Source organism: Pseudomonas sp. FG98, from assembly GCF_057808595.1.
This window is the reverse complement of sequence record NZ_JBMDIJ010000032.1, coordinates 1-22,983: the sequence shown is the minus strand read 5'-3', so window position 1 is coordinate 22,983 and position 22,983 is coordinate 1. Positions and strand designations below refer to the sequence as shown.

Here is a 22,983-nt window from a genome sequence, read left to right as displayed (position 1 = left end):
ATCAGACCTCCTTCGGGGCCAGGGCCAGCAGGGCCTGGCTGGCGCGGTCAAGGAAGGCCTGCTTGCTCTCGTCGGCACCGAGCAGCAGCGGTTCGCCGAAGCTCAGGGTGCACAGCAGCGGCAGGGGCAGGGTGCGGCCCTTGGGCATGACCCGGTTGAGGTTGGCGATCCACACCGGCACCACCTCGATGCCAGGTTGCGCCGTCGCCAGGTGGAACAGGCCGCTCTTGAACGGCAGCAGCGCCTCGTCGCCGAGATTGCGCGTGCCTTCGGGGAAGAAGATCAGCGAATCGCCCTGGGCCAGGGCCTCCTTCACCGGTTGCAGCGGGTCGGCGTGCGGTTCGCTGCGCTGGCGGTCGAGCAGCACGCCGTTGAACACCTTCTGGATCAGAAAACTGCGCACACCCGGTTTGAGCCAGTAATCGGCACCCGCCACCGGGCGGGTACGGCGGCGCAGCGTTTCGGGCAGCGAGGCCCAGATCAGCACGAAGTCGCCGTGGCTGCTGTGGTTGGCGAAGTACAGGCGCTGGATGGGCAGCGGGCTGCAGCCCAGCCACAGGGCGCGGGCACCGGTGACCAGGCGGGCGAAGGAGGTGATGAGAAAGGCGGTGAAGGCAGCGAGCATGGATGCGTCCTTATGCAACCGATGGAAGCCAGGGCAGGATCAGCAGCCCCGACAGCGCCACTGAAACCTGCAGGCCGAAACAGATACCCTGCCAGCGCAGCAGGCGCAAGGCACCGCGACAGCGGGCGAGCCAGTCGCGCTCCTGGCTGCTGCGCTTCAGGCCCAGTTCGTACAACGCCTGGTCGAGGGCGCGGGTGCGGCTGCTCAGGCGTCCGGCATCGCTGGCCAGGGCGGCGATCAGCTCGGCATCCAGCGCGACCCGCAGGGCGTGGTATTTCTGCGCCAGGCCGAGGATCACCAGCCCGGCGCAGAGCGCGCTGGCCAGGCCGGGATGCCGGGCCGCCACCAGTAGTGGTGCCAGGCCGAAGGCCAGGGCCAGCAGGCTGATGCCATCGGACAGCCGTTCGATCTGCCGACCGCGCTCCAGCAGGCGTGCGGTCAGGGCCAGTTGCGGTTCTTCGCTCATGGACAGGCTCCGTGGGGCAATTGTTCCAGCATGCGCCGATGGGCCGGGTACAGCACCACGCCGGGACGGGCGTGGCGGATCAGCGCCTCGGCGGCATCGATGTCCTTGCAGCGCCCGCTCTGTACCAGCCAGGCGGCTACCGCACAGGCGCTGCGGGAATAACCCAGGGCGCAGCAGACCAGTACCGGGCCGTGGTTGCGCAGGTTCTCGATGGTCGCCGCCGCCTCGGCGCACAGCTCGGTCTGGGGGACCACCAGGTCCAGGCTGGGCAGGCTGCGATAGTGCTGGCCGGGGGCGGGCGTGATGGGCAGTTCTGCGCACAGGTCGACGACAGCGGCGAATGCCGTGGCCTCGCCCTGGCCCGGCAGGCGGCCGAGATAGACACCGTCGCAGACCTCGTCGGCCTGGGGATGGCGACGGGTCCACAGTCGCGAGTTGATCCATGCCGCCGCCAGATAGGGCGCCAGCAGCCAGCGCACCGCACAGGACTGGCTGCCGTCGGCGCGCTTCTGGAAGCCCTCGGCACCGAACAGCGCGTAGTTCAGCGCCACCATCAACAACGCCATGCCGGGCCACAGGAGCCATAGCCAGGCCCCGTGCAGGGTGAAGGCGACCGCAGCCAGCAACCCTGCGCCAAGCCCGTAGCGCACCGCCAGGCCCAGGCGGCGCGCCGAGGGTGGCTGGCGCATCAGGCGCAATGGCAAGGTACCTTCCCGCGGCCAGAGCCACAGGCACAGGAAGCCGGCCAGCGCGCCGGTGGGCAGGTCGATGAAGTGGTGCTGCCAGGTGGTCAGTACCGACAGCCCGATCAGGGCCATCCAGCCATGCATCAGGCCGCGCAGCCAGCGGCCCTGGACATGCCGGGCGAACATGGCCCAGATGATCACCAGCAGGGTGATGTGCAGCGACGGCGCCTGGTTGTAGGGCTTGTCGAAACCCATCAGCACGTCGAACAGCCAGCCGAACACACCGTCCAGCGCCGGGCGCTCGAAGGTGAAGCGCAGCGGCCAGAGCAGGAAGCAGGCCACGCAGATCAGCTGGGCGCTGAGCAGGCGCAGGGCGTGCAGGTCCATTTCCCGACGGCTGCGCGGTAGCAGGAAGGACAGGCCATAGAGCAGGTCGATGGACCAGTAGGGGACGATGGTCCAGGCCCACAGCGGAATGCCGCGCTCCCAGTCGAACACCAGGCTGCCGACATCGTCGCGGTTGGCGGTGAAGCTGTTGCTCAGGCCGTAGCTGAGGAAGAACAGCGGCCCGAGCAGCAACAGCCAGAGCACGCCGCGCTTGATCAGTCCCTCTTCGCGCGGAACCGGCATCAGCGCACCCGCCGGGCCAGGCTGACGCTGAAAATGCCCCATTCGTCGATGCGCTGCTCCAGCTTGCGGAAGCCGGCGGCCTCGACCAACTGGTCCATTTCCGCCTGGCTGCGGCGGCGCATGACCCAGGCCTGGCCGTCGCGGTGGCTGGTCAGGGCGCGGGCGATCATCTCCAGTTGCGGGTGCCAGGGCTGGCCGGTGTAGACCAGGTAGCCGCCGTCCTCGACGGCATCGGCCAGGCCGGCGAGGGATGCGCGCACCAGCTCGTTGCTCGGGAACAGCTCGTACAAGCCGGAAACCACCGCCAGGCTCGGGCGTGGATCGAGGGCGGCGAGGGAAGCGCGGTCGAAGGCGTCGCCACGGACGAAGCGGGCGATGTCCCCCAGGCCTTTTTCCTCGATCAGGGCGCTGCCCTGGCTGACGTTCAGTTCGCTGTAGTCGCGCAGCAGGATCGAGTCGGGGCGCTGCTCCAGGCCTTCGAGGGCTTCGAGGATGTAGCGGCCGTGGCCGGCGGCGATATCGACGATATGCACCGGCAGGCCCTGCTCGCGCAGGAGGGCGATGGCCAGGCGCAGCAGTTCTTCGGCGTGCAGCTTGCGCTGGCGGATGCCGCGCCAGCCGATGGCATCGAGGTAATTGCGATCCACCAACTGGCCGAAGTTGCCCTTGCCGGTGGGCTGGTTGCGGTAGACGTAGTCGAGGGTGCTGCCGGAATCGAAGCCGGTGTCGAAGCCCAGGCGGATCCCGTCGGACAGGCCCTTGCCCAGGCGCAGAGAGGCGCGGGTGACCTGCCAGTAGAGGTTGCGCGGCGAGTACTTCGGCAAGGGCGCGGCCAGGCTTTCGGCTTCGGCGCAACTGGCGCCTTGCCGGTCGGCGTCGAGCAGGCCGGGGCGGGTCGCGGGTTGCTCGAAGCCGTGCAGGACGAAGCGCCGGATCCGCGCCAGGGCGTGGCCACGATCGCGTTCGCCGAGGGTGTCGTGGAAGAAACCGGGGAGAATGTGCTTTTCCTTGTGCAGCGTGCCGAGACGGTCGAAGAAGTCTTCCTGCGGCTTGCGTCGGACCACCACGTCGGCCCCGGAAATCAGCAACTGGGTGGGAATCTGGATGGCCTGGGCATCGGCCACCACGCGGTCGGCGGCGTCGTACAGGCCGAGCAGCATGTTCACCGAGATCGGCCGGGTGATCAGCGGGTCGCTGCGGTAGCTCATGACCCGCTCGGGGTCATGGGTGAGCAGTTGCGGCTTGACGTAGCTGTTGACGAAGAAGTTGCCGCGCCAGGCGCGCAGGGCCTTGAGGCCGGGGCGGGCGAAGGGCACGTAGAGCTTGATGTCGAAGGCCGGCGAGGCGAGCACCAGGCAGCGCACCTTGGGCGCATAGTCATGAGCCCAGGTCGCCACCAGCACGGCGCCAACGCTCTGCGCCAGCACGGCGATGTCCGGCTCGGGGATGTCGTGCTGCTGGCCGATGTGGTCGATGAAGGTCTGCACGTCGCGCACGCTGTGGGCGAAGCCCGGGCTGTCGCCGCGGGTGCCGGGCGACTGGCCATGGCCACGGGCGTCCCAGGCGAAGAAGTCGTGGTCGGGCAGGTCCAGTTCATCCACCAGGTGGGCCATGCGCCCGCCGTGCTCGTGGCCGCGGTGGAACATGACCACGGCGCGTTTCGCCTGGCCGGGCTCGCGTTGTGCCGGCCAGTGCCGGTAGAACAGCTCGACGCCGTCGTGGGTGGTGAAGTGCGATGAGTGCGCCTGGCGCATGGGGCGGTTCCTTATTCGTCGGGATCTTCAGCGGGCTTCGGCGAGACCGCGGCGTACCCGGTTGCAGAGGGTGTAGAAGCACAGCAGCAGGACCACCAGCAGCACGCCGTTGATCCAGGTGGCGGGCAGGGCGAAGGCCACCCCCAGGCCCAGGGCGCCGAAAACGAAGGCCCGGTCGCTCTTGCCCATCGGGCCGTCGTAACGACGCGAGGCACCGGCCAGCGGGCCCATGACCCCGGCGTACTCGCTGACCAGCGCGGCCACAGCCACCAGCACCACCAGCAGCGGCGATACCCCCGGCAGCAGGGCGAAGGGCAGGTACAGCGCGGTGTCGGCGATCACGTCGCAGAGTTCGTTGAGGTAGGCGCCGAGGCGCGATTGCTGACCGAACTCCCTGGCCAGCATGCCGTCCACGGCATTCAGCGCCATGCGCAGCAGCATCCACAGCGGCAGCAGGGCGAACAGCCAGGCATGCGTTGCGCCCCAGGCCAGCAGCAGGCCGAGCAGGATGGAAACGATGGCGGCGGCCAGGGTCACCTGGTTGGCGGTGACGCCGCGTTGATGAAGACGGGTGACACCAGGGCGCAGCAGCGCCTGGAAACGGGGCTTGAGTTGGTAGATCGAGGGCACCGGGGACTTCCTTGGTCTGTCGTTGCAGGTTACCGATAGAGCGTAAGCCTGAAACTGTGCTTTTCCAGCGAAGCGTCGTACAGCGGTTCAAGCGGGAAATGTTACCCAATGCAAATTTTCGGTTAATATACGAATCGTCTGCGTTTCGTATAGGAATTTTCCATGGGTATCGTAAAGATCTCGGAAAACATGCATGAGAGTCTTCGCGTCGCCAGCAATGCCCTCAGCCGCTCCATCAATGCCCAGGCCGAACACTGGATGCGCATCGGCATGCTCGCCGAGCTGCACCCCGACCTGAACCACAATGAAATCTGCCGCCTGCTGATCCAGGCCGAACAACAGGGCGGCCTGGACCTGCAGCGCGTCTGCGCCCTCGACGGCGTAGCGGTGAACCGTGCCATGGAGGCCCAGCATTGAGAAACATCACCCTGCATTCCCCCGAACAGATCGCCCAGGCGCGCATCGCTGCCGAACTGGCCGCCGACGTGCTGGCGATGATCACCCCCCATGTCCAGCCCGGGGTCAGCACCGATGAGCTGGACCGCATCTGCAACGACTACATCGTCAACGTGCAGCAGGCCATTCCGGCCAACGTCGGTTACCACGGCTTTCCCAAGACGATCTGCATTTCGGTCAACGAGGTGGTGTGCCACGGCATTCCTTCGGCGCGGGTGCTGCAGGACGGCGATATCGTCAATATCGACACCGCAGTGATCAAGGATGGCTGGTACGGCGATACCAGCCGCATGTATTGCGTCGGCCAGGTCAGCGCCGAGGCGCAGCGCCTGGTGGACGTGACCTTCGATGCCATGTGGGCGGGTATCCGTGTCGTGCGCCCGGGGGCGACCCTCGGCGATATCGGCCATGCCATCCAGTCGGTGGGCGAGGGCGCCGGCTTCAGCGTGGTCCGCGAGTACTGCGGCCACGGCATCGGCCGGATCTACCATGGCGAGCCGCAGATCCTCCATTTCGGCCAGCGCGGCTACGGCATGCGCCTGAAGGAAGGGATGATCTTCACCATCGAGCCGATGCTCAACTACGGCAAGCGCCAGACCCAGACCCTGGCCGACCAGTGGACCGTGGTCACCCGCGACAACTCGCTGTCGGCGCAGTGGGAGCACATGGTGGCGGTCACCGCGGATGGCTTCGAGGTGCTGACCACCTGGCCGGAGCTGCGCTGAGGTTCAGGACTCGAGCGCCAGCGCCACGCAACTGCGGGCGAGCACGGTGGTCGGGTCCACCAGCGGTACCTGGTAGCCATTGAGGGGGAAGGCCTCGCAATGGCCGAGCACCAGCGGCAGCTCGGTGCAGCCCAGCACCAGCACCCCGGCGCCGAGGTCGCAGAGATGCTCGGCGGCCACCAGCAACTGCTCGCGGCAGATGCCTTCGGTAAAGCCGGCCTTGATCCCCCGTTCGCCGTAGATCGCCTGCATGACCATGGCCTGGTAGTCATGGCCGGGGGTGATCAGTTGCAGGCCCAGTTGCCCGGCGGCCTGGTGGTAGACCTGGCTTTGCAGGGTGCCCGAGGTGGCCAGCAGCCCGACCGGGCGGTCCGTGCCGTAGCGCTCGCGGATGTACGCCAGCGTCTGCTGCAGCATGTTGACGATGGGCACTCGCAGATGCCCCTGGATCCGCTCGACGAAGGCGTGGGCGGTGTTGCAGGGAATGGCGATCGCCTGCGCTCCGGCACTTTCCAGGCGTTTGCAGGTGGCGTACAGGGCCAGGGTCGGATCTGTTTCGGCGTGCAGCAGGTTGGCGGTGCGGTCGGGAATCTGCGGGTTCTGCTCCACCACCATCTTCAGATGTTCCTGGTCCTTGCCCGCCGGGGTGCAGGCCACCACCTTGCCCATGAAGTCCACGGTCGCCGCCGGCCCGACGCCGCCGACGATGCCCAGCTTGAATGGCGGCCGCTGCGCCTGGCCCGCCCTGCGGGTGGCGAAGGTGGCGTAGATATCGTTGATATCCAGCACGGCGATGCCGCGATGTTGCAGATCGGCGCAGATCAGCGACAGCTCGGTCAGGCCCGGCACTATCCATTGCGCTCCCTTGGCCTGGAGCGACAGGCAGACCTGGGACAACGTCTCCAGCGGCATGCCCTGGAGATGGCCGTCCTTGATTCCGCCGGCGTCGTACATGGCCTGCATCAGCGCCTGCTGTTCGGCTGCGTCGGGATAGAGCAGGGGGAAGCGTTCGCCCAGGTAGCGTTGCAGCAGGCCGGAATGACGCACGAAGTCCGACGCGATCACCCCCAGCGGCGTGCCCGGCTCGACGCTGTGGTGCAGGTGCTGGGCCAGCGCATCGAGCATGTCCAGCACCGGGATGCCCAGCTCGGCCTGGACCTCGTCGCGGAAGGTATGGCTGGCGAAGCACGGCAGCAGCACCGCATCGACCCCGCTGGCCTCGAACGAGCGGCAGACCTGGAACACATAGAACTTGCGCGCGGTCATGTTCGCCTGGCGATCCAGTGGCAGCCGCAGGTCGCGGAACGGGTGCTGCTCGAAGAGGAAGTGATAGTGGTCCTGGGCTTCCAGCACGGCACGGGAGCGCACCAGCTTGTAGAACAGATCGCCGCCAGCCAGCGAACCGAGCCCGCCGACGATACCGAGTTTGCGTGGAGTGGAAGTCATGGTCGGTTCCTCAGGCAATCGATGGCGCGGCTTGGCGGACAGGCTCGTCCTCGGCTTCGGGCTGCCCGGCTTCGGCCTTGGCGACCACGGCGGTGGCGATGCTGTTGCCCACCACATTGGTGGCGGTACGGGCCATATCGAGGAACTGGTCGATGCCGAGGATCAGCAGCAATCCGGCTTCCGGCAGGTTGAACATCGGCAGGGTCGCGGCGACCACCACCACCGAGGCCCGGGCGACGCCGGCCATGCCCTTGCTGGTGATCATCAGGGTCAGCAGGATCAGCACCTGCTGGGTGAAGCTCAGGTCGATGTTGTAGGCCTGGGCGATGAACAGGATGGCGAAGGCCTGGTACATCATCGAGCCGTCGAGGTTGAACGAATAGCCCAGTGGCAGGACGAAGCTCGACACCCGTTTCGGCGCGCCGAATTTCTCCAGGGCTTCCATGGTCTTGGGGTAGGCCGATTCGCTGCTGGCGGTGGAGAAGGCCAGTAGCACAGGTTCGCGGATCAGCTTGCCGAGGGTCAGCACGCTGCGCCCGAGGAACAGGTAACCGGCGCCGAACAGCACCAGCCAGAGCAGGCCTATGCCGAGGTAGAACTGGGCGATCAGCTTGCCGAAATCCAGCAGCAGGGACAGGCCCTACACGGTGATGGCCGAGGCGATGGCGGCGAATACGCCGACCGGGGCCAGGGCCATGACGTAGTCGGTGATGCGGAACATGACCTTGGCCAGTTCATCCACGGCTTGGCTGATACCGCTGTAGCCGGCGCGTTTCACCGCCGCCAGGGCGAAGCCGAAGAACAGCGAGAAGACCACGATCTGCAGGATCTCGTTGTTGGCCATGGCCTCGGCGAAGCTGCGCGGGAACACATGGCTGATGAATACCTTGAGGCTGAAATCACCGGTATTGACCGCCAGCGGCACGGCGGCGTGCTGGCTGATGTCCATGTTCAGCCCGGCGCCGGGCTGGAACAGATTGACCAGGCCCATGCCGATGCTCAACGACACCACCGACGCCGTGACGAACCAGGCCATGGCGCGCAGGCCGATGCGCCCCACCGAGCGCGAATTGCCGAGGCTGGCGATGCCGCCGACCAGGGTGGCGAACACCAGCGGCGCAATGATCATCTTGATCAGGCGCAGGAAGATGTCAGTGATCATCGAGAAGTAGGCGGCGATGTCCTTGGCCTGCTGTTCGCTCCCTGCGAAATGATGGCAAGCCCAGCCGGTGAGCACGCCGAGGGCGATGCCATAGGCGATGCGACGGGGAAGTCGGTTGTTCTTCACGGAGCGATCCTCTTGTTGTTGTGCGGGGTTGAAGCGGGATTGACCGGATTCTAGGGACGCGCTTGCGGCGGCTTGATGAGTAATCCCGATGGCCCCATGCGCTTTTGGAATAGTTCGTGGAAAAGGCTGCGGATCCGGGGCCGGCGCGCAGTACACTGCGGCCACGCAGCGAGGTGGCGGTATGCAAATCAAATGGCTGGACGATCTGCTGGCGATTGCCGAGTGGAAGAACTTTTCCCGCGCCGCCGAGGTGCGCTGCATCACCCAGTCGGCGCTGTCGCGGCGCATTCGTTCACTGGAGGAATGGGTCGGGGTCGAGTTGGTGGACCGCGGCACCTACCCGGTGCAACTGACCGCCGCCGGGCGCATCTTCTGCGACGAAGGCCGCCAGGCCCTGGACGGCCTGCTCAAGCTGCGCGCGGCACTGCGCGAGGTGGAGCGCATGCCCGGGCGTTCGATCCAGGTGACTGCCGGGCACAGCCTGTCGATGACCTTCCTGCCGCAATGGCTCGGTCAGTTCCAGGCGCGCAATGGCCAGTTCAGCGCGCGGGTGGTGGCGGCCAATATCCATGACGCGGTGATCGCCCTGGAGGAGGGCAGTTGCGACCTGATGATCGTCTATCACCACCCGCTGGCGCCGATCCTGATGGACACGGCGCGCTTTGGCAGCCTGACTCTCGGCCACGACGTTTTCCTGCCGCTGTGCGCGCCGGATGCCGCCGGCAAGCCACGCTTCCGCCTGCCGGGCAGCTCGGCGCGACCGGTGCCGCACCTGGCCTACACCGCCACCACCTTTCTGGGTCGGGTGGCCGATATCGTCATCAAGAACGGCCCGACTGCCTGCGTGCTGGAGCGTTGCTACGAGGCCGACATGGCCATGTTGCTGATGCGCATGGCGGTGGATGGCCATGGTGTTGCCTGGCTGCCACAGAGTGCGGTGGCCGAGGAGCTGGAGCGTGGCAGGCTGGTGCGGGCGGGGGGCGAGGACTGGAGCACCCGGCTGGAAATCCGTTCGTACTGCGCCCATGCCAACCAGAATCCGACCATGCGGCGGTTGTGGAAGACCTTGGAGGAAGGGGCGAGGGAGCGGTGAGGTGAAAGCGCATGCCGGTGTTTCTCTGGCGTTCTCAAGATCGAGCGCCGTCCACACGGCGCTCGATCTCAAGGGCGCTGCAAAGCCCAAGACAGGCGCCTGGCCGCCTTGATGCGATGTTCTCCTCAAGGCGCCAGCATCCGCCAACTCTCTGTGATCTCCCGACACAGCCGCTTCACTCGGGAGACCCCGTCGGCTTTGGGGCGAAGCCCTGCCACCAGCCGGGGCGATCGGCTTGTTGCTGGTAGGTCTCGACCCGGTCCGCCGCACTGCCGAGCAACTGCTCGACACTGCTGTTGCGACTCGCAACATACCCGTCAAGCTCTTCAATGGCCCGACTCAACACCTCGTAACCCCCGGTAAACACCGCCGAGGTCATCTCCGTGGCACAGGCTCCGGCGAGCAGGAAGCGCGCCACGTCCAGGCCGTTGCGGGCGCCGTTGGTGGCGATCAGCGGGTAGTCGTCGCCCATGGCCCGGCGCGTCAGCATCAGCCAGCGCGCGGTCAGCGGCAGGGCCCAGGCGCCACCGATCGCGGCGCTGGTGCCGAGCATTGGCAAACCCGTGTCGAGGTCGGGCAAAAAGCCCATGAAACGGCCCATCATCACCACGCTGTCGGCACCCCCACGGCGTGCTGCCTGGGCCAGGCCGACCACGTCCTCGCTCTGCCCGGTGAGCTTGATCCACAGCGGCAGCGTGGTCGCTTCGCGCAGACGGCGGACGATGCTCTCGATCCGCGCTGCACCGCGCTCCAGCACGATCGCACCCTTGGCCGCTTCCTCGCCATGGGGCGCGCCGATATTCAGCTCCAGCACGCGCAGGCCGGCCTGTTCGATACGCTGGGCGAACGCCGCGCATTGCTCCAGGTCGCTGAGGATCAGGCTCGGCACCACATAGCTGTCCAGCAGCCGCGCCTCGCGGTCGAGAACGGCCAGCTCTTCCAGCCATTCATCGAACTCCCGCTGCACCAGCCCGGAGCGGCCGAACAGATGGGCATCGGCCGGTGGCGCGAAGTTCCACGGCAGGCGCCGCCACTGGCTGTCCAGCAGGACGTAGTCGGTCTTGTCCAGTTGCTGCTTGGCGGCCAGGGATTCGTTGGTGGACTTGGCCACCACCGCCCCGGCGCCGCTGTGCAGGGCGGCGCGGATCGCTTCAGCGGTCATGGTCTGCTCGCCGGCACCGCAGATCACCGGGTTCTTCAGCGTAAGCGAGCCGATACGGGTAGTGAGTCGGGTCATGGCGGCGCTCACAGGTTCATCAGCCGGGCAGCGTTGCCGGAGATCATCTTGCGGATGTCGGCATCGCTGTATTCCAGGTCGAGCAACTGGCCGATGACGTTGCGGAAACCGTCGGCGATGCTCGGGTTGCCCTGCTGGCCAAGGTCGGAACCGAGGATGGTCAGGTCGATGGTGCCGGCCTCGATCACCTGGCGCAGGAAGGTGTCGTCATAGAACTTGAACTTCGAACCCGGTACCCACATGCACATCGAGTGCTCCATGAACACGCCTTCGCTGGCCAGTTGGCGCATGTCGTCGAGGCTGGCGTCGACCACGTAGGTCGGGTGGTTGACCAGCAGGCGCTTGACCCCGCGCTTGCGCGCTTCCTCGAACAGTGGCCAGATCTCGCGGATGTTCAGGTGGCCGGCGGAGAGCACCACGTCCTGGGCGGCGATCAGGTCGAGGATGGCCTTGACCTCTTCCTTGAGCTTGCCGTCGTCGTCGAGCACGGTCAGCGGGATCGGCTGCAACATGCGCTGGGTGGTCTGCGGGAATTTGTCGACGAACTTGACGTCCTGGTGGTGGTGGGCGATGTGGTTGGCCGAGGAGAAGGTCGGCATCCACACCAGCTTGGCGCCGAGGTTGAGTCCGTGTTCCACCGCATGCACGTTGAGCCCGCCTACCGAGTTGTTCAGCGGCACGCCGGAGAGCATGTGCACGTTGAGTTCGCTGAAGTGCTTGTTGAGCAGTTCGGTGACCGGCGTGCAGCTGTAGTAGTGGTCCTTGAGCAGCACGGCCTTGAGCCCGGCCTCGGAGGCTTCGCGCATGGCTTCGATATGGTCGCAGTAGCGCGGCATCACCGATGGGCCGCTGTGGCAGTGCAGGTCGATGGCGCCGACCAGCAGGTCGTTGATGCGCGCCTGGCGTTCGTCGTTGGCGGCAGGGGTGAGGATGGCGTTCATAGTTGTGGCCTCTTTTATTGTCGGGTGGGGTCAGCGGGCGCGGTTGCGCAGGTGCTTGACCTGATGGCTCCAGCCGGCGCGCAGCAGCGCCTGGTCGGAACCGAGAATGAACAGGGTCACGCCGCGTTCGGCGAAACGGTCGAGGTCGTCGAGGCTGGCGACGAAGATGCCGGCGGCCTTGCCGGCGCTGCGCGCGGCATCGATGGCGCGCAGGGTGGCGTCTTCCACGCGCGGGTCGTCCAGGCTGCTGGCGCCGAGGGACACCGCCAGGTCGGCGCGACCCACCAGCAGGCAGTCGATCTCGCTGACGGCGGCGATTTCGGCCAGGTGGTCGAGGGCTTCGCGGTCTTCGATCTGGGCAACGATGGCGTGGCGACCGTCTTCCGCGGTCAGGTGTTCGGCCAGGTTGGCGCGGCCATAGCCGCCAGCCCGGGGCGAGTTGGAGAAACCGCGGCAGCCGTCGCGGTAGCGGGTCGCCGCGAGAATCTGCCGGGCCTGGGCGGCGCCAACGATATGCGGCAGCACCAGGCCGTCGGCGCCGAGGTCGAGGGCCTGCTGCAAGGTGGCCGCACGGGCGTCGGCCACCCGCACCAGGCCGCCCACGGCCGCCGCGCGGCAGGCTAGCAGGGCGCTGTCCAGGCTGCCGGCGTCGAACGGCGCGTGCTCGGCATCCAGCACCACCGCATCGAGCCCGGCATCCCCGGCGATCTCCACCACGGCGTGGGCCGGGGTCTTGATGAAGCTGGTCAGCAGGCTGTCTCCGGCGCGCAGCCGTTGGGCAAAGGTCGACGCGCTCATGCCGTGGTTTCCACGTCGGCGAACTCGGCGGCCTGGTATTCGATCAGGTGGCGGTAGTCGTCACGGATCGGCGAGAACACATCGAGGTTCATCACCACCTCGTCGCCCAGCGGCTCGGCGTAATGCACTACATGCGGCGGGATGCGGATCATGCTGCCGGGACCGCCCTCGACCACCTCGTCGTCCAGGTGAAAGCGCACCCGGCCCTGCACGATGATCACCAGTTGCTCGAAGGTGTGGCTGTGGGGGAACACATCCATGCCCGGGCTCAGCCAGTTCATCACGCACAGGGTGTCGTCGCCGCGAAAGGCGACGCGCTCCACGCCCTTGCGCACCACTTCGCGGGGCAGATCGTTCCAGTTATGCAGCAGGGCTTGGGCGAGGCTCATCGGTATCACTCCTTTTGTTTCTTTTGTAAGAATGTTGTTTCGTTGTGAGATAAAGCTAATCCTCGCTCATGGCGTCGGTCAAGTGCCTTTTCACGCCTTGACAGGCGCCGATTTCGCCTCATAGGATGTGTCGCACATCAGAACAAAATTTCTCTGCAAGAAATACAAGCCTTGAAGGAGTGGTCCATGCGCGTTATCGAGTCTCTTCTTATCGACGGTCAATGGTCGGCGGGTGGCCATGAGCGCCAGGCCGAGGTGTTCAACCCGGCCACCGGCGAGCTGATCGCCCACCTAGGGCTGGCCTCGACCGCCGATCTGGATCGTGCGCTGGCGGCTGCGCAGCGTGGTTTCCAGACCTGGCGCAAGGTGTCCGCCTACGAGCGTTCCAAGGTGCTGCGCCGTGCCGCCGACCTGGTGCGCCAGCGTTCCGACGAGATCGCCGCGCTGATCACCCTGGAGCAGGGCAAGCCGCTGGCCGAGGCCAAGCTGGAAGCCTTTGGCGCCGGCGACCATATCGACTGGTACGCCGAGGAAGGCCGCCGTGCCTATGGTCGAGTGATTCCGCCGCGTGCCCGCGGTGTGCGGCAGACCGTGCTGCGCGAGCCGATCGGCCCGGTGGCGGCGTTCAGCCCGTGGAACTTCCCGGTCAGCCAACTGGTGCGCAAGATCGCCGGGGCCCTGGCCGCAGGTTGCTCGATCATCGCCAAGGGGCCGGAAGAGACACCGTCCTCGTGCATCGAGCTGTGCCGCGCCTTCCAGGACGCCGGGGTGCCGCCGGGCGTGCTCAACCTGGTGTTCGGCGTGCCGGCCGAGGTGTCCGACTACCTGATCCGCTCCGAGGTGATCCGCAAGGTGTCGTTCACCGGCTCGGTCCCGGTCGGTCGTGCCCTCGGCGCCCTGGCCGGGCAATACCTCAAGCGCTGCACCCTGGAGCTGGGCGGACATGCGCCGTTCATCGTCTGCGATGACGTTGACGTGGAGGCGGTGGCAGCACTTGGCGCCGGCCTGAAGTTCCGCAATGGCGGGCAGATCTGCGCCTCGCCGACCCGCTTCTATGTGCAGGACGGGGTCTACGAGCAGTTCGTCGCCGCCTTCTGCCGCGCCGGCGCGGCATTGAAGATGGGTGACGGCCAGGACCCGTCCAGCCAGCTCGGCCCGCTGGCCAACCCGCGGCGGGTGGCGGCGATCCAGGACTATGTCGACGACGCCCTGGCAGTGGGTGCGCAACTGGCCCTGGGCGGCCAGCGCGGGGAGGGCGAGGGCTTCTTCTACCCGGCCACGGTGCTCACCGACGTCCCGGACAACGCCCGGGTGATGAGCGAAGAACCCTTCGGCCCGATCGCCTCGATCGTGCGGTTCTCCACCCTGGAAGAGGTGATCGACAAGGCCAACTCCCTGCCGTTCGGCCTGGCGGCATTCGCCTTCACCCGCTCGATCCAGCGCGCCACCTTGCTCGCCGACGAGCTGGAGTCGGGCATGGTGTCGATCAATCACTTCGGCCTGGCCGCCCCGGAGACGCCGTTCGGCGGGGTGAAGGACAGTGGCTACGGCAGCGAAGGCGGCAGTGAAGGGCTGGACGCCTACTTCACCACCAAGTTCGTCAGCCAGGTGGGCTGATTCGACACAGAGCTCACTGAGCGAACAGAGAACCTGTGGGAGCTGGCTTGCCAGCGATGACGGTAGGGAATTCACTGCTGCTATCGCTGGCAAGCCAGCTCCCACAAGGACCGCGCCACACCAGAGAACAACAACAATGCAAACCTTCGACTACATCGTCATCGGCGCCGGCTCCGCCGGTTGCGCCCTTGGCGCACGCCTGGCATCTGCCGGCAAGCAGGTCCTGCTGCTGGAGGCTGGCCCCGCCGACAACCATCCCTATATCCACATCCCCGGCACCTTCATCCGCGTCCACGGCACCCGCCGCACCTGGATGTACCGCACCGAGCCGGAACCCTTTGTCAACCAGCGCCAGGTGTTCATTCCCCAGGGCCGCACCCTGGGCGGCGGCAGCGCGGTCAACGCGATGATCTATATCCGCGGCCAGGCCGAGGACTATGAAGAGTGGAAAGCCAGCGGCTGCCCCGGCTGGGGCTGGGACGACGTGCTGCCGGTGTTCCGCCGCTGCGAGGCCAACGCGCGCCTCGGCGGGCAACTGCACGGCCAGGCCGGGCCGCTCAAGGTCAGCGACCCGCGTCACCGCCATCCGCTGAGCGAAGCGTTTGTCAGTGCAGCGGTGCAGGCCGGTGTTCCCGCCAACGACGACTTCAATGGTGCCCGCCAGGAGGGTGCCGGCTTCTACCAGACCACCACCAGCCAGGGACGTCGCGCCAGTTCGGCGGTGTCCTATCTCAAGCCCCTGCGTGGCGATCCGCGCCTGACCGTGCTGACCGAAACCCTGGCTACCCGGCTGCTGTTCGAAGGCGAGCGGGTGGTGGGCGTCGAGGCCGTGGACAGCCATGGCGCCACGGTGAGCTTCCGTGCCAGCGCCGAGGTGATCGTCAGCGCCGGGGCCATCGCCTCGCCCAAGCTGCTGATGCTTTCGGGCATCGGTCCACGGGCCCACCTGGAAGATATGGGCATCCCGCTGCGCATCGACCTGCCCGGCGTCGGCGAGAACTTCCAGGACCACCTCAGCGCCTCGGTCTACGCTCGCACCCGCAAGCCGGACAGTCTGCTCGGCCATGACCGCGGCCTGCGTGCCCTCGGCCACGGCCTCAAATACCTGGCCTCGCGCAGCGGCCTGCTCAGTTCCAACGTGGTGGAGAGTGGTGCCTTTGTCGATGCCACCGGCTGCGGCCGCCCGGACGTGCAGTTCCATGTGGTGCCGGCGCTGGTCGGCGATATCGACCGCCTGCCGCCGGAGGGCCATGGCATCTCGGTCAACCCCTGCGCCCTGCGTCCCCGTTCCCGTGGCCGCCTGCGCCTGAAAAGCGCCGACCCTCAGGATGAAGTGGCGCTGAATGCCAACTACCTCAGCGATCCGGAAGACATGCGTACCATGGTCGCCGGCGTGAAGCTGGCCCGGCGTATCCTGCGTGCCCCGGCCCTGGCCGCAGTGGTGGAAAGCATGCTGTTGCTGCCGGAAGAGGACGACGTTCCCGACGAAGTCTTCGAGGACTACGTGCGCAAGGTCGCCAAGACCGTGTTCCACCCCGCCGGCACCTGCCGCATGGGCCAGGATCGCGACGCGGTGGTGGCGCCGGACCTGCGTGTGCACGGGGTCAAGGGCCTGCGCGTGGCCGATGCTTCGATCATGCCGACGATTGTCAGTGGCAATACCAATGCGCCGAGCATCATGATCGGCGAGCGCTGCGCCGATTTCATTCTGGCCGCCCAGGCCTGACCGGAGGTTTCCAGGCCGGCGCCAGCGCCGGTCTCGCAGGGATGCGTCTACATCACTTCGCCGAGACAACAATTACAAGAGTGCCGCGATGAACCTCATAGCCCGCAATACCTTCGACAACGAGCAGGACAGCCGCCTGTACAACCGCATCGCCTGGCGCCTGCTGCCGTTTCTTTTCGTGCTCTACATCATTGCCTTCCTCGACCGGGTCAACGTCGGTTTCGCCAAGCTGCAGATGGCCGCCGACATCGGCCTCAGCGACCTGGCCTTCGGCTTTGGCGCCGGGGTGTTCTTCATCGGCTACTGCCTGTGCGAGATCCCCAGCAACATGATGCTGCAGCGGGTCGGCGCGCGTTTCTGGATCACCCGGATCATGGTGATGTGGGGGCTGCTGTCGGTGTCGATGATGTTTGTCAGCACGCCGAACCAGTTCTACGTCCTGCGTTTTCTCCTGGGCATGGCCGAGGCCGGTTTCTATCCCGGGGTGGTGCTGTACATGACCTACTGGTTCCCGTCCCACGCCCGCTCCCAGGGCATGGCCTGGTTCAACCTCGGCATCGCCATGGCCGGGGTGATCGGCAGCCCGCTGTCCGGCTGGATCATGCAGACCTTCGCCGGAGTGCATGGGCTTGCCGGCTGGCAGTGGCTGTTCCTGCTCGAAGGGATGCCGGCGGTGATCCTTGGCATCGTGGTGTTCTTCTACCTCGATGACCGTCCCGGCCAGGTGCACTGGCTGACGGCCGAGCAGAACGCGCGGGTGGTCAGCCAGCTGGCCGAGCAGCGCCGCCAGCAGGAGCAGGCCGGGGCCGGGCACAACTTCCGTGCAGCCTTCGTCAACAAGGACCTGTGGCGGCTGATCTATGTGAACTTCGCCTTGCTCTGCGGCACCTACGGGGTATCGTTCTGGCTGCCGCAGATCGTGCGCAATCTGGGCATCGAGAGCCTGACCCGCACCGGGCTGATCGCCGCCGTGCCGTTTGCCGTGGCCTCGGTGGTGATGATCCTGGTCAGTCGTCATTCCGACCGCACCCGCGAGCGGCGCTGGCATGGCACCCTGTGCAACCTGGCGTCGGCAGCGGGGCTGGCGATGGCGGCGCTGTTCCATGACCAGCCGGTGCTGTCCCTGGCCGGTCTGAGTCTGGCGATGTCCGGCGGCCTGGCCGGGTTCTGTGTGCTCTGGGCCTTGCCCGGGGTGCTGTTGACCGGCACTGCGGCGGCGGCGGGCATCGCCCTGATCGCCACCATCGGCAACCTCGGTGGCTATGCCAGCCCGTTCATGATGGGTTGGGTCAAGCAGAGCAGCGGGCACCTGGAATACGGCCTGTACGTGCTGGCGGCGATGACCGTGCTTGGCGCCCTGGCAATGTTCTCGGTGAAGACTCCGGGCAGCGGCCAGGCCCAGCGAATCGGCCAACCTTCGGCAATTTAGTATTACGCAGCAACACAAGCGTTTCGCCGAGCGATACAATCGATCACTTTCCCGTAGCTGTTACGAGGTGATCGATTGGACCAGAATGAAGAGAAGCCCAGCAGCGGTCCCGCGCTGCTGGAGTCGGTGGAAATGGTCTTCCGCCTGCTCGACGAACTCACCGCCGCCCGCCGTCCCCTGGGCGTGACCGAACTGGCGCAACTGCTGCAGACCGCCAAGCCGCGTACCTACCGTCACCTCGCCTCGATGCGCCAGCTGGGCATCCTCGAACAGGACCCGGCCAGCGAGAAGTACATGCTCGGCGCGCGCCTGGTGGCCTATGGCGAGGCGGCTGGCGAGCAGTTCGACCTGCGTGCCATCGCCGACCCCTATCTCACCCGCATCCGCGACGCCACCGGGCAGACCGCCTTGCTCGCCGTGGCCACTCATGACACCGCGCTGGTGGTGTCCTGCGTCGAATCCAAGGCCAACGTGTGCATCTCGGTCAAGCCGGGCAACCGCGTGCTGCCGTACTGCTCGGCCCAGGGCCGCACGGTGCTGGCCTTCGCCGATGCCGCCAGCCAGCAGCGGGTGATGCGGCGCAAGATGCCGCAACTGACCGAGCGCACCCTGCACGAGCCGGAGGCGCTGGCGGCGCGTCTGGAGCTGATTCGCCAGCGGCTTTACGACGATGCGGACGGGGAGGTGACTTTGGGGATCAATGCCTTGTGCTGCCCGCTGTTCAGGGAGAACGACCAGATCGTCGGGACTATCGGCATTGTCGGACCGAGTGCGGCGATCCCGTCACCGCCGCCGGCGGCGATGTTGCGGGAGTTGCAATCGGCTGCGGCGGAGATCAGCGAGCGGCTGCATGCGGGGACGTATCAGCGACTGTAGTGAGTGATTCACTACCGCAATCGCTGGCAAGCCAGCTCCCACAGGTCCAGCGGTGTACGCGGTCACTGTGGGAGCTGGCTTGCCAGCGATGAGTCCCTTGAATCCTCAGAAGATGTTGAGTGGATACTCGGTAATCAGCCGCACCTCATTGAAGTTCAACCCCCGGTCCGGACTGCGGAAGCTGGCCTGGCGCACGCGGAAGGACAGGTCCTTGGCACTGCCCGATTGCACCACGTACTTGACGTCGATATCCCGCTCCCAGGCGCGGCCATTGTCGGTCTGCGCGGTGTGGAAATCGGTGCCGCGCAGGTAGCGGGTCATGAAGGTCAGCCCCGGCACGCCCAGCGCGGCGAAGTCGAAGTCATAGCGCGCCTGCCACGAGCGCTCGTTCTCGTAGTTGAAGTCCGAGTACTGTACCGAGTTGGCCAGGAACACCGTGCTGTTGCCGTCCACGCCATAGCTGTAGTTGCCGTCGCCGCTGACCCGCTGGTGGGCGATCATCACGCTGTGCGGCCCGTAGTTCAGTGTTGCCGAGAGGCTCCAGATACGGTTGTCCAGCTTGCCGCCCAGCGCCCGACCCTGGCTGCGGGTGTCGTAGCCGTTGAAGTCGAACTTGGCCAACCAGCTGGGCGCCAGTTGCCATTGCGCGGTGGCGCCGGCATAGGTCTTGCGCCAGTAGTCGTCGACATCCGAGTGGTACAGGCGGGCACTGAGGTCGCGGTTGAACTGGTAGTTGCCGCCGACCAGGTCGAGGCTGGTCATGCCGCCGCTGTCGTGCTCGCTCTGATCGCGGCTACGCAGGGCGGTGAAGTGGCCGGCATGCAGGGTCAGTCCTTCGATTTCCTTGCTGGTCAGCAGCCAGCCCTGGGTGGTTTCCGGGAGCAGGCGGTTGTCGCTGGTAGCGAGGACCGGCAGGTTCATCAACTGATCGCCGTACTTGAGCACGGTATTGGAAATCCTCGCCTTGATCGCTGCGCCGCCATAGCCGTAGCTGTCCTTGGCGCCGTCGCTGTCCTCTTCCAGCAACAGGGTGCCGCCGCCCTTGCGGCCATTGCCGGTGTCGAGCTTGATGCCGAGCAGGCCGATGGCATCGACGCCAAGGCCGACCGTGCCCTGGGTGAAGCCGGATTCGAATACGCCGATAAAGCCCTGGGCCCATTCCTCCGAGTAGTTCTGCGCGGTGCGGTCGTCGAGGAAGTTGCGGTTCATATAGAAGTTGCGGGCCTTGATCGAGAAGTGCGCGTCCTCGACGAAGCCACCGCCCTCGGCCAGGGCGTTGAAGGGAAGGACGCAGGGGATCGCCAGGGCGAGAAGGGTTTTGCCGTTCATTGTTTTAGGTTTCCAGGCAGGTGCGCGGGCACGCGGCCTGCTCCGGGATCGGAACAGGGCGTGGACCGCAGGGGTGGTGAAGCGAAAAGGAGTAGGGCGGCGGGGCTCAGGAACCCTCGACCCGCTGGCGCCAGCGCCGCGCGCCACGGTCGATGACGTCGCGCTGGAAGGCAACGCAATCGGCATCCGGCTGCTGGGCAACCAGCATGTCGAGCATCGGGTCGGCCACCGCGGTACGCACGCCGGCCAGTTCCTCGATCGCCGCCAGGCCGCAGAACGGCACGTAGGCTTCGGCGTAGCCACCTTCGTGAACCAGCACCAGCTTGCCCTGGCACAGGCGTTCGGCCACTTCCCGGGTGATGCGGGTCAGCACGCGGAAGCTGTCGCTGTGCAGCAGCATGCGTCCCAGCGGGTCGACGCCGTTGGCGTCATAACCACAGGCAACGATGATCAGTTGCGGCTCGAAGGCTTCCAGGGCCGGCACTACCAGGCTGTGCATCGCATGCAGGTAGGCGTCGTGACCGCTGCCCGGGGGCAGGGCGATATTCAGGTTGCAGCCGTGTCCGGCGCCGCTGCCGATATCGTCTTCGCCGGTATAGCCGCGTGGGTAGGCGCGCTGCTGGTGGATCGACAGGGTCAGCACATCGTCGCGCTGGTAGTAGATCGACTGGGTGCCGTTGCCGTGGTGCACGTCCCAGTCGAGCACGGCGACCCGCAGCGTGCCGAATTGCTCACGGGCCTCCTCGATGGCGATGGCGATATTGTTCAGGTAGCAGAAGCCCATGGCCTGGTCGGCCAGGCAGTGGTGTCCCGGCGGCCGGCTCAGCACATAGGCGTTGCGGCATTCGCCGTGCAGCACCTGGCGCACCGCGTTGCACACCAGCCCGGCGGAGACCCGCGCGACCTGCCAGGTATCCGGTCCGACCGGGGCGCCGGGGTCGAGCAGACCGCCGCCGCGCTCGCACAGTTGGCGGAAACGCTCCAGATAGCCGGGTGTATGTACCCGCAGCATCTGCGTCATCGACACCGGCTCGCCGCCATGCTGGCGCAGCTGGCGACCGAGTCCGGAGACCTCCACCAGGTTCTTCAGGCGCCGTTTGGACTCCGGCGATTCGGCATGGGCCGAGCCCGAGGGCGGTTCGACCCAGCCGCCGACCGGCAGGGTCAGGGCGAACATGCCGCCGCTGTGCCAGAAACAGTGTTCGTCATGGAAAAAACCGGTAGCGCTCATGGCGGCTCCTTAGTGCGAGGCGGCGAAGGCGGGCTGGGCTTGCGGGCGCAGACGCGCCATCACCAGGGCCGCGGCGAAGGTCAGGGCGGCGAGGATGTACAGGCCGTACTCCAGATGGCCGCTGGCCGACTTGACCCAGCCCATCATGAACGGGCTGGCATAGCCGCCGAGGTTGCCCACGGTGGTCATCAGGGCGATGCCGGCGGCGGTGGCGCTGCCGGTCAGCAGGGTGCCGGGGATCGCCCAGAGCACGTTGAACGCCGACAGGCAGCCGGCCATGGCGATGCACAGGCTGAACAGGCAAAGGAACGGCTGGGCATGCAGCGCGGCGCTGAGAATCAGGCCAATGCAGGCGGCGAGTATCGACAGCGACGCGTGCCAGCGCCGCTCGCGGGTGCGGTCGGAGTGCTTGCCGACGATCAGCATGCACACCGAGGCCACGGCGAAGGGAATGGCCGAGATCAGCCCGGTCTGCAAGAGCGACTGCTCGCCGAGGCTGCGGATGATCTGCGGCAACCAGAACGACACGCCGTAGGTGCCGCAGAGCAGGGCGAAGTTGACGAACACCAGGCACCACAGGCCTCGATGGCGGAAAGCGCTGGCGAAGGTGTGGGTGGCGCCGGCCTGCTCGAAGCCCTGGCGTTGACGGTCGAGATCGGCCACCACCCTGGCGTTCTGCTCCTTGCTCAGCCAGCGCACCTTGCCCGGACGGTCGTCGAGATAGAAGAACACCACGATACCGAGGATCACCGCCGGCAGGCCTTCGAGCAGGAACAGCCACTGCCAGCCGGCCAGGCCGTGCATGCCGGCGAAGGTCTGCATGATCCAGCCCGACAGTGGCCCGCCGATCACCCCGGCGATGCCCACGCCGAGGCTCAGGCAGGCCAGGCCCTGGGACTGGGCGTAGGCCGGCAGCCAGTAGGTCAGGTAGAGCACCACGCCGGGGTAGAAACCGGCTTCGGCGACCCCCAGCAGAAAGCGCAGGATGTAGAAGGAGGTCGGGCTGGAGACGAACATCATCGAGGTCGAGATCAGGCCCCAGGCGACCATGATGCGGGTGATCCACAGCCGTGCGCCGACCTTCTGCAGCATCATGTTGCTGGGGATCTCGAACAGGCAGTAGCCGAGGAAGAACACCCCGGCGCCGAAGCCGAAGGCCATGTCGCTGAGGCCGATATCGGCGGCCATCTGCAACTTGGCGAAGCCGACGTTGACCCGGTCGAGGAAGGCCACCACGTAGAGCACGAAAAGGAAGGGGAGGATGCGCCAGGCGATGCGGTTGTACAGGAGGCTGTCCTGTTCGCTGGCGAAGGTGCGACGGGAGATCAGGTTCATTGCGTCTCTCTGTTATGGGAATTGTTGTCGGCAGTGAGCAATGTGTTTTGTTCTTTTTGTAGAAACAGTGTTTCTCTGGCTGGTGAGAATATGGAGTGGTTGGGAGGGCTGTCAAGGCACTTTCAGGGGTATTTCTGCAGGCTTTTCCAGGCACGGCTGAACCCTGTGGGAGCTGGCTTGCCAGCGATTTGGCCGGTACTGACAAAGAGGTTGTCAGGACTGGCCTCATCGCTGCATGGGTATCTACACAACTTGAGATCAACCACAAAGCCACAG

The 22,983-nt window shown here is 66.3% G+C and carries 20 protein-coding genes and 1 pseudogene; 7 read left to right on the top strand and 14 right to left on the bottom strand.

What is annotated here, in order from left to right:
* Position 1: 1 nt before the first annotated feature.
* The 5 genes from ACODSK_RS18590 to ACODSK_RS18570 are packed head-to-tail and all read right to left on the bottom strand — an operon-like array spanning position 2 to position 4,791.
* Entirely contained in the window at positions 2-625 is a 624-nt protein-coding gene (locus ACODSK_RS18590; protein ID WP_489018096.1) for a lysophospholipid acyltransferase family protein, read from the bottom strand.
* Positions 626-635: 10 nt separating this feature from the next.
* Entirely contained in the window at positions 636-1,091 is a 456-nt protein-coding gene (locus ACODSK_RS18585; protein ID WP_489018095.1) for a hypothetical protein, read from the bottom strand.
* Positions 1,088-2,407: a phosphatase PAP2/dual specificity phosphatase family protein gene (locus ACODSK_RS18580; protein ID WP_489018094.1), complete on the bottom strand. Its 1,320-nt coding sequence runs from the start codon at positions 2,405-2,407 to the stop codon at positions 1,088-1,090. The genes ACODSK_RS18585 and ACODSK_RS18580 overlap by 4 nt, the downstream gene beginning before the upstream one ends.
* Positions 2,407-4,161, bottom strand: a complete 1,755-nt coding sequence (locus tag ACODSK_RS18575; RefSeq protein WP_489018093.1) for a bifunctional alpha/beta hydrolase/class I SAM-dependent methyltransferase — start codon at positions 4,159-4,161, stop codon at positions 2,407-2,409. Before ACODSK_RS18575 ends, ACODSK_RS18580 begins: the two co-directional genes overlap by 1 nt.
* A 27-nt stretch (positions 4,162-4,188) precedes the next feature.
* Complete coding sequence (locus ACODSK_RS18570) at positions 4,189-4,791, bottom strand: CDP-alcohol phosphatidyltransferase family protein (protein WP_489018091.1); 603 nt, start codon at positions 4,789-4,791, stop codon at positions 4,189-4,191.
* Positions 4,792-4,953: 162 nt separating this feature from the next.
* Here ACODSK_RS18570 and ACODSK_RS18565 point away from each other — a divergent pair, with 162 nt between their 5' ends.
* Together ACODSK_RS18565 and map are read left to right on the top strand one after the other, a co-directional pair.
* Positions 4,954-5,208 (top strand): ParD-like family protein, encoded by a 255-nt coding sequence (locus ACODSK_RS18565; protein ID WP_489018089.1) that lies wholly within the window; start codon positions 4,954-4,956, stop codon positions 5,206-5,208.
* Complete coding sequence (map, locus tag ACODSK_RS18560; protein ID WP_489018087.1) at positions 5,205-5,972, top strand: type I methionyl aminopeptidase; 768 nt, start codon at positions 5,205-5,207, stop codon at positions 5,970-5,972. Before ACODSK_RS18565 ends, map begins: the two co-directional genes overlap by 4 nt.
* A 3-nt stretch (positions 5,973-5,975) precedes the next feature.
* On the opposite strand, the gene cuyB is transcribed toward map, so the two are convergent.
* Together cuyB and ACODSK_RS18550 are read right to left on the bottom strand one after the other, a co-directional pair.
* Complete coding sequence (gene cuyB / locus ACODSK_RS18555; RefSeq protein WP_489018086.1) at positions 5,976-7,418, bottom strand: cysteate racemase; 1,443 nt, start codon at positions 7,416-7,418, stop codon at positions 5,976-5,978.
* 10 nt (positions 7,419-7,428) lie between these two features.
* Positions 7,429-8,706, bottom strand: a pseudogene (locus tag ACODSK_RS18550) (dicarboxylate/amino acid:cation symporter).
* 181 nt (positions 8,707-8,887) lie between these two features.
* Between ACODSK_RS18550 and ACODSK_RS18545 the strand changes: the two are divergent.
* Positions 8,888-9,799 carry a LysR substrate-binding domain-containing protein gene (locus ACODSK_RS18545; RefSeq protein ID WP_489018084.1) on the top strand — a complete coding sequence of 304 codons (912 nt, stop codon included), beginning with the start codon at positions 8,888-8,890 and terminating at the stop codon, positions 9,797-9,799.
* 175 nt (positions 9,800-9,974) lie between these two features.
* Here ACODSK_RS18545 and ACODSK_RS18540 read toward each other — a convergent pair whose 3' ends face one another.
* The 4 genes from ACODSK_RS18540 to ACODSK_RS18525 are packed head-to-tail and all read right to left on the bottom strand — an operon-like array spanning position 9,975 to position 13,164.
* Positions 9,975-11,036: a beta/alpha barrel domain-containing protein gene (locus ACODSK_RS18540; RefSeq protein ID WP_489018082.1), complete on the bottom strand. Its 1,062-nt coding sequence runs from the start codon at positions 11,034-11,036 to the stop codon at positions 9,975-9,977.
* A gap of 8 nt (positions 11,037-11,044) precedes the next feature.
* Positions 11,045-11,977, bottom strand: coding sequence for a DUF6282 family protein (locus ACODSK_RS18535; protein ID WP_489018080.1), 933 nt, complete (start codon positions 11,975-11,977; stop codon positions 11,045-11,047).
* 30 nt (positions 11,978-12,007) lie between these two features.
* Positions 12,008-12,775, bottom strand: a complete 768-nt coding sequence (locus ACODSK_RS18530) for an HpcH/HpaI aldolase family protein (protein ID WP_489018079.1) — start codon at positions 12,773-12,775, stop codon at positions 12,008-12,010.
* The gene (locus ACODSK_RS18525) at positions 12,772-13,164 is read right to left on the bottom strand and encodes a cupin domain-containing protein (RefSeq protein WP_489018077.1); all 393 of its coding nucleotides are present in this window, start codon (positions 13,162-13,164) and stop codon (positions 12,772-12,774) included. The genes ACODSK_RS18530 and ACODSK_RS18525 overlap by 4 nt, the downstream gene beginning before the upstream one ends.
* Before the next feature lie 186 nt (positions 13,165-13,350).
* On the opposite strand from ACODSK_RS18525, the gene ACODSK_RS18520 reads away from it, so the two are divergent.
* From ACODSK_RS18520 to ACODSK_RS18505, 4 genes are all read left to right on the top strand, one after another.
* Complete coding sequence (locus ACODSK_RS18520; protein ID WP_489018075.1) at positions 13,351-14,781, top strand: NAD-dependent succinate-semialdehyde dehydrogenase; 1,431 nt, start codon at positions 13,351-13,353, stop codon at positions 14,779-14,781.
* 136 nt (positions 14,782-14,917) lie between these two features.
* Positions 14,918-16,507 (top strand): GMC family oxidoreductase, encoded by a 1,590-nt coding sequence (locus tag ACODSK_RS18515; RefSeq protein ID WP_489018073.1) that lies wholly within the window; start codon positions 14,918-14,920, stop codon positions 16,505-16,507.
* Positions 16,508-16,595: 88 nt separating this feature from the next.
* Positions 16,596-17,936, top strand: coding sequence for an MFS transporter (locus tag ACODSK_RS18510; RefSeq protein WP_489018072.1), 1,341 nt, complete (start codon positions 16,596-16,598; stop codon positions 17,934-17,936).
* Positions 17,937-18,011: 75 nt separating this feature from the next.
* Positions 18,012-18,812 carry an IclR family transcriptional regulator gene (locus ACODSK_RS18505; protein ID WP_489018071.1) on the top strand — a complete coding sequence of 267 codons (801 nt, stop codon included), beginning with the start codon at positions 18,012-18,014 and terminating at the stop codon, positions 18,810-18,812.
* A gap of 105 nt (positions 18,813-18,917) precedes the next feature.
* On the opposite strand, the gene ACODSK_RS18500 is transcribed toward ACODSK_RS18505, so the two are convergent.
* The 3 genes from ACODSK_RS18500 to ACODSK_RS18490 all read right to left on the bottom strand — a co-directional run bounded on the left by ACODSK_RS18500 (position 18,918) and on the right by ACODSK_RS18490 (position 22,707).
* Positions 18,918-20,141 carry an OprD family porin gene (locus tag ACODSK_RS18500; protein WP_489018069.1) on the bottom strand — a complete coding sequence of 408 codons (1,224 nt, stop codon included), beginning with the start codon at positions 20,139-20,141 and terminating at the stop codon, positions 18,918-18,920.
* Between the two features lie 106 nt (positions 20,142-20,247).
* The gene (locus tag ACODSK_RS18495) at positions 20,248-21,372 is read right to left on the bottom strand and encodes a class II histone deacetylase (RefSeq protein WP_489018068.1); all 1,125 of its coding nucleotides are present in this window, start codon (positions 21,370-21,372) and stop codon (positions 20,248-20,250) included.
* Between the two features lie 9 nt (positions 21,373-21,381).
* On the bottom strand, positions 21,382-22,707 hold the full coding sequence (locus tag ACODSK_RS18490; RefSeq protein ID WP_489018066.1) for an MFS transporter: 1,326 nt from the start codon (positions 22,705-22,707) through the stop codon (positions 21,382-21,384).
* Positions 22,708-22,983 lie beyond the last annotated feature (276 nt).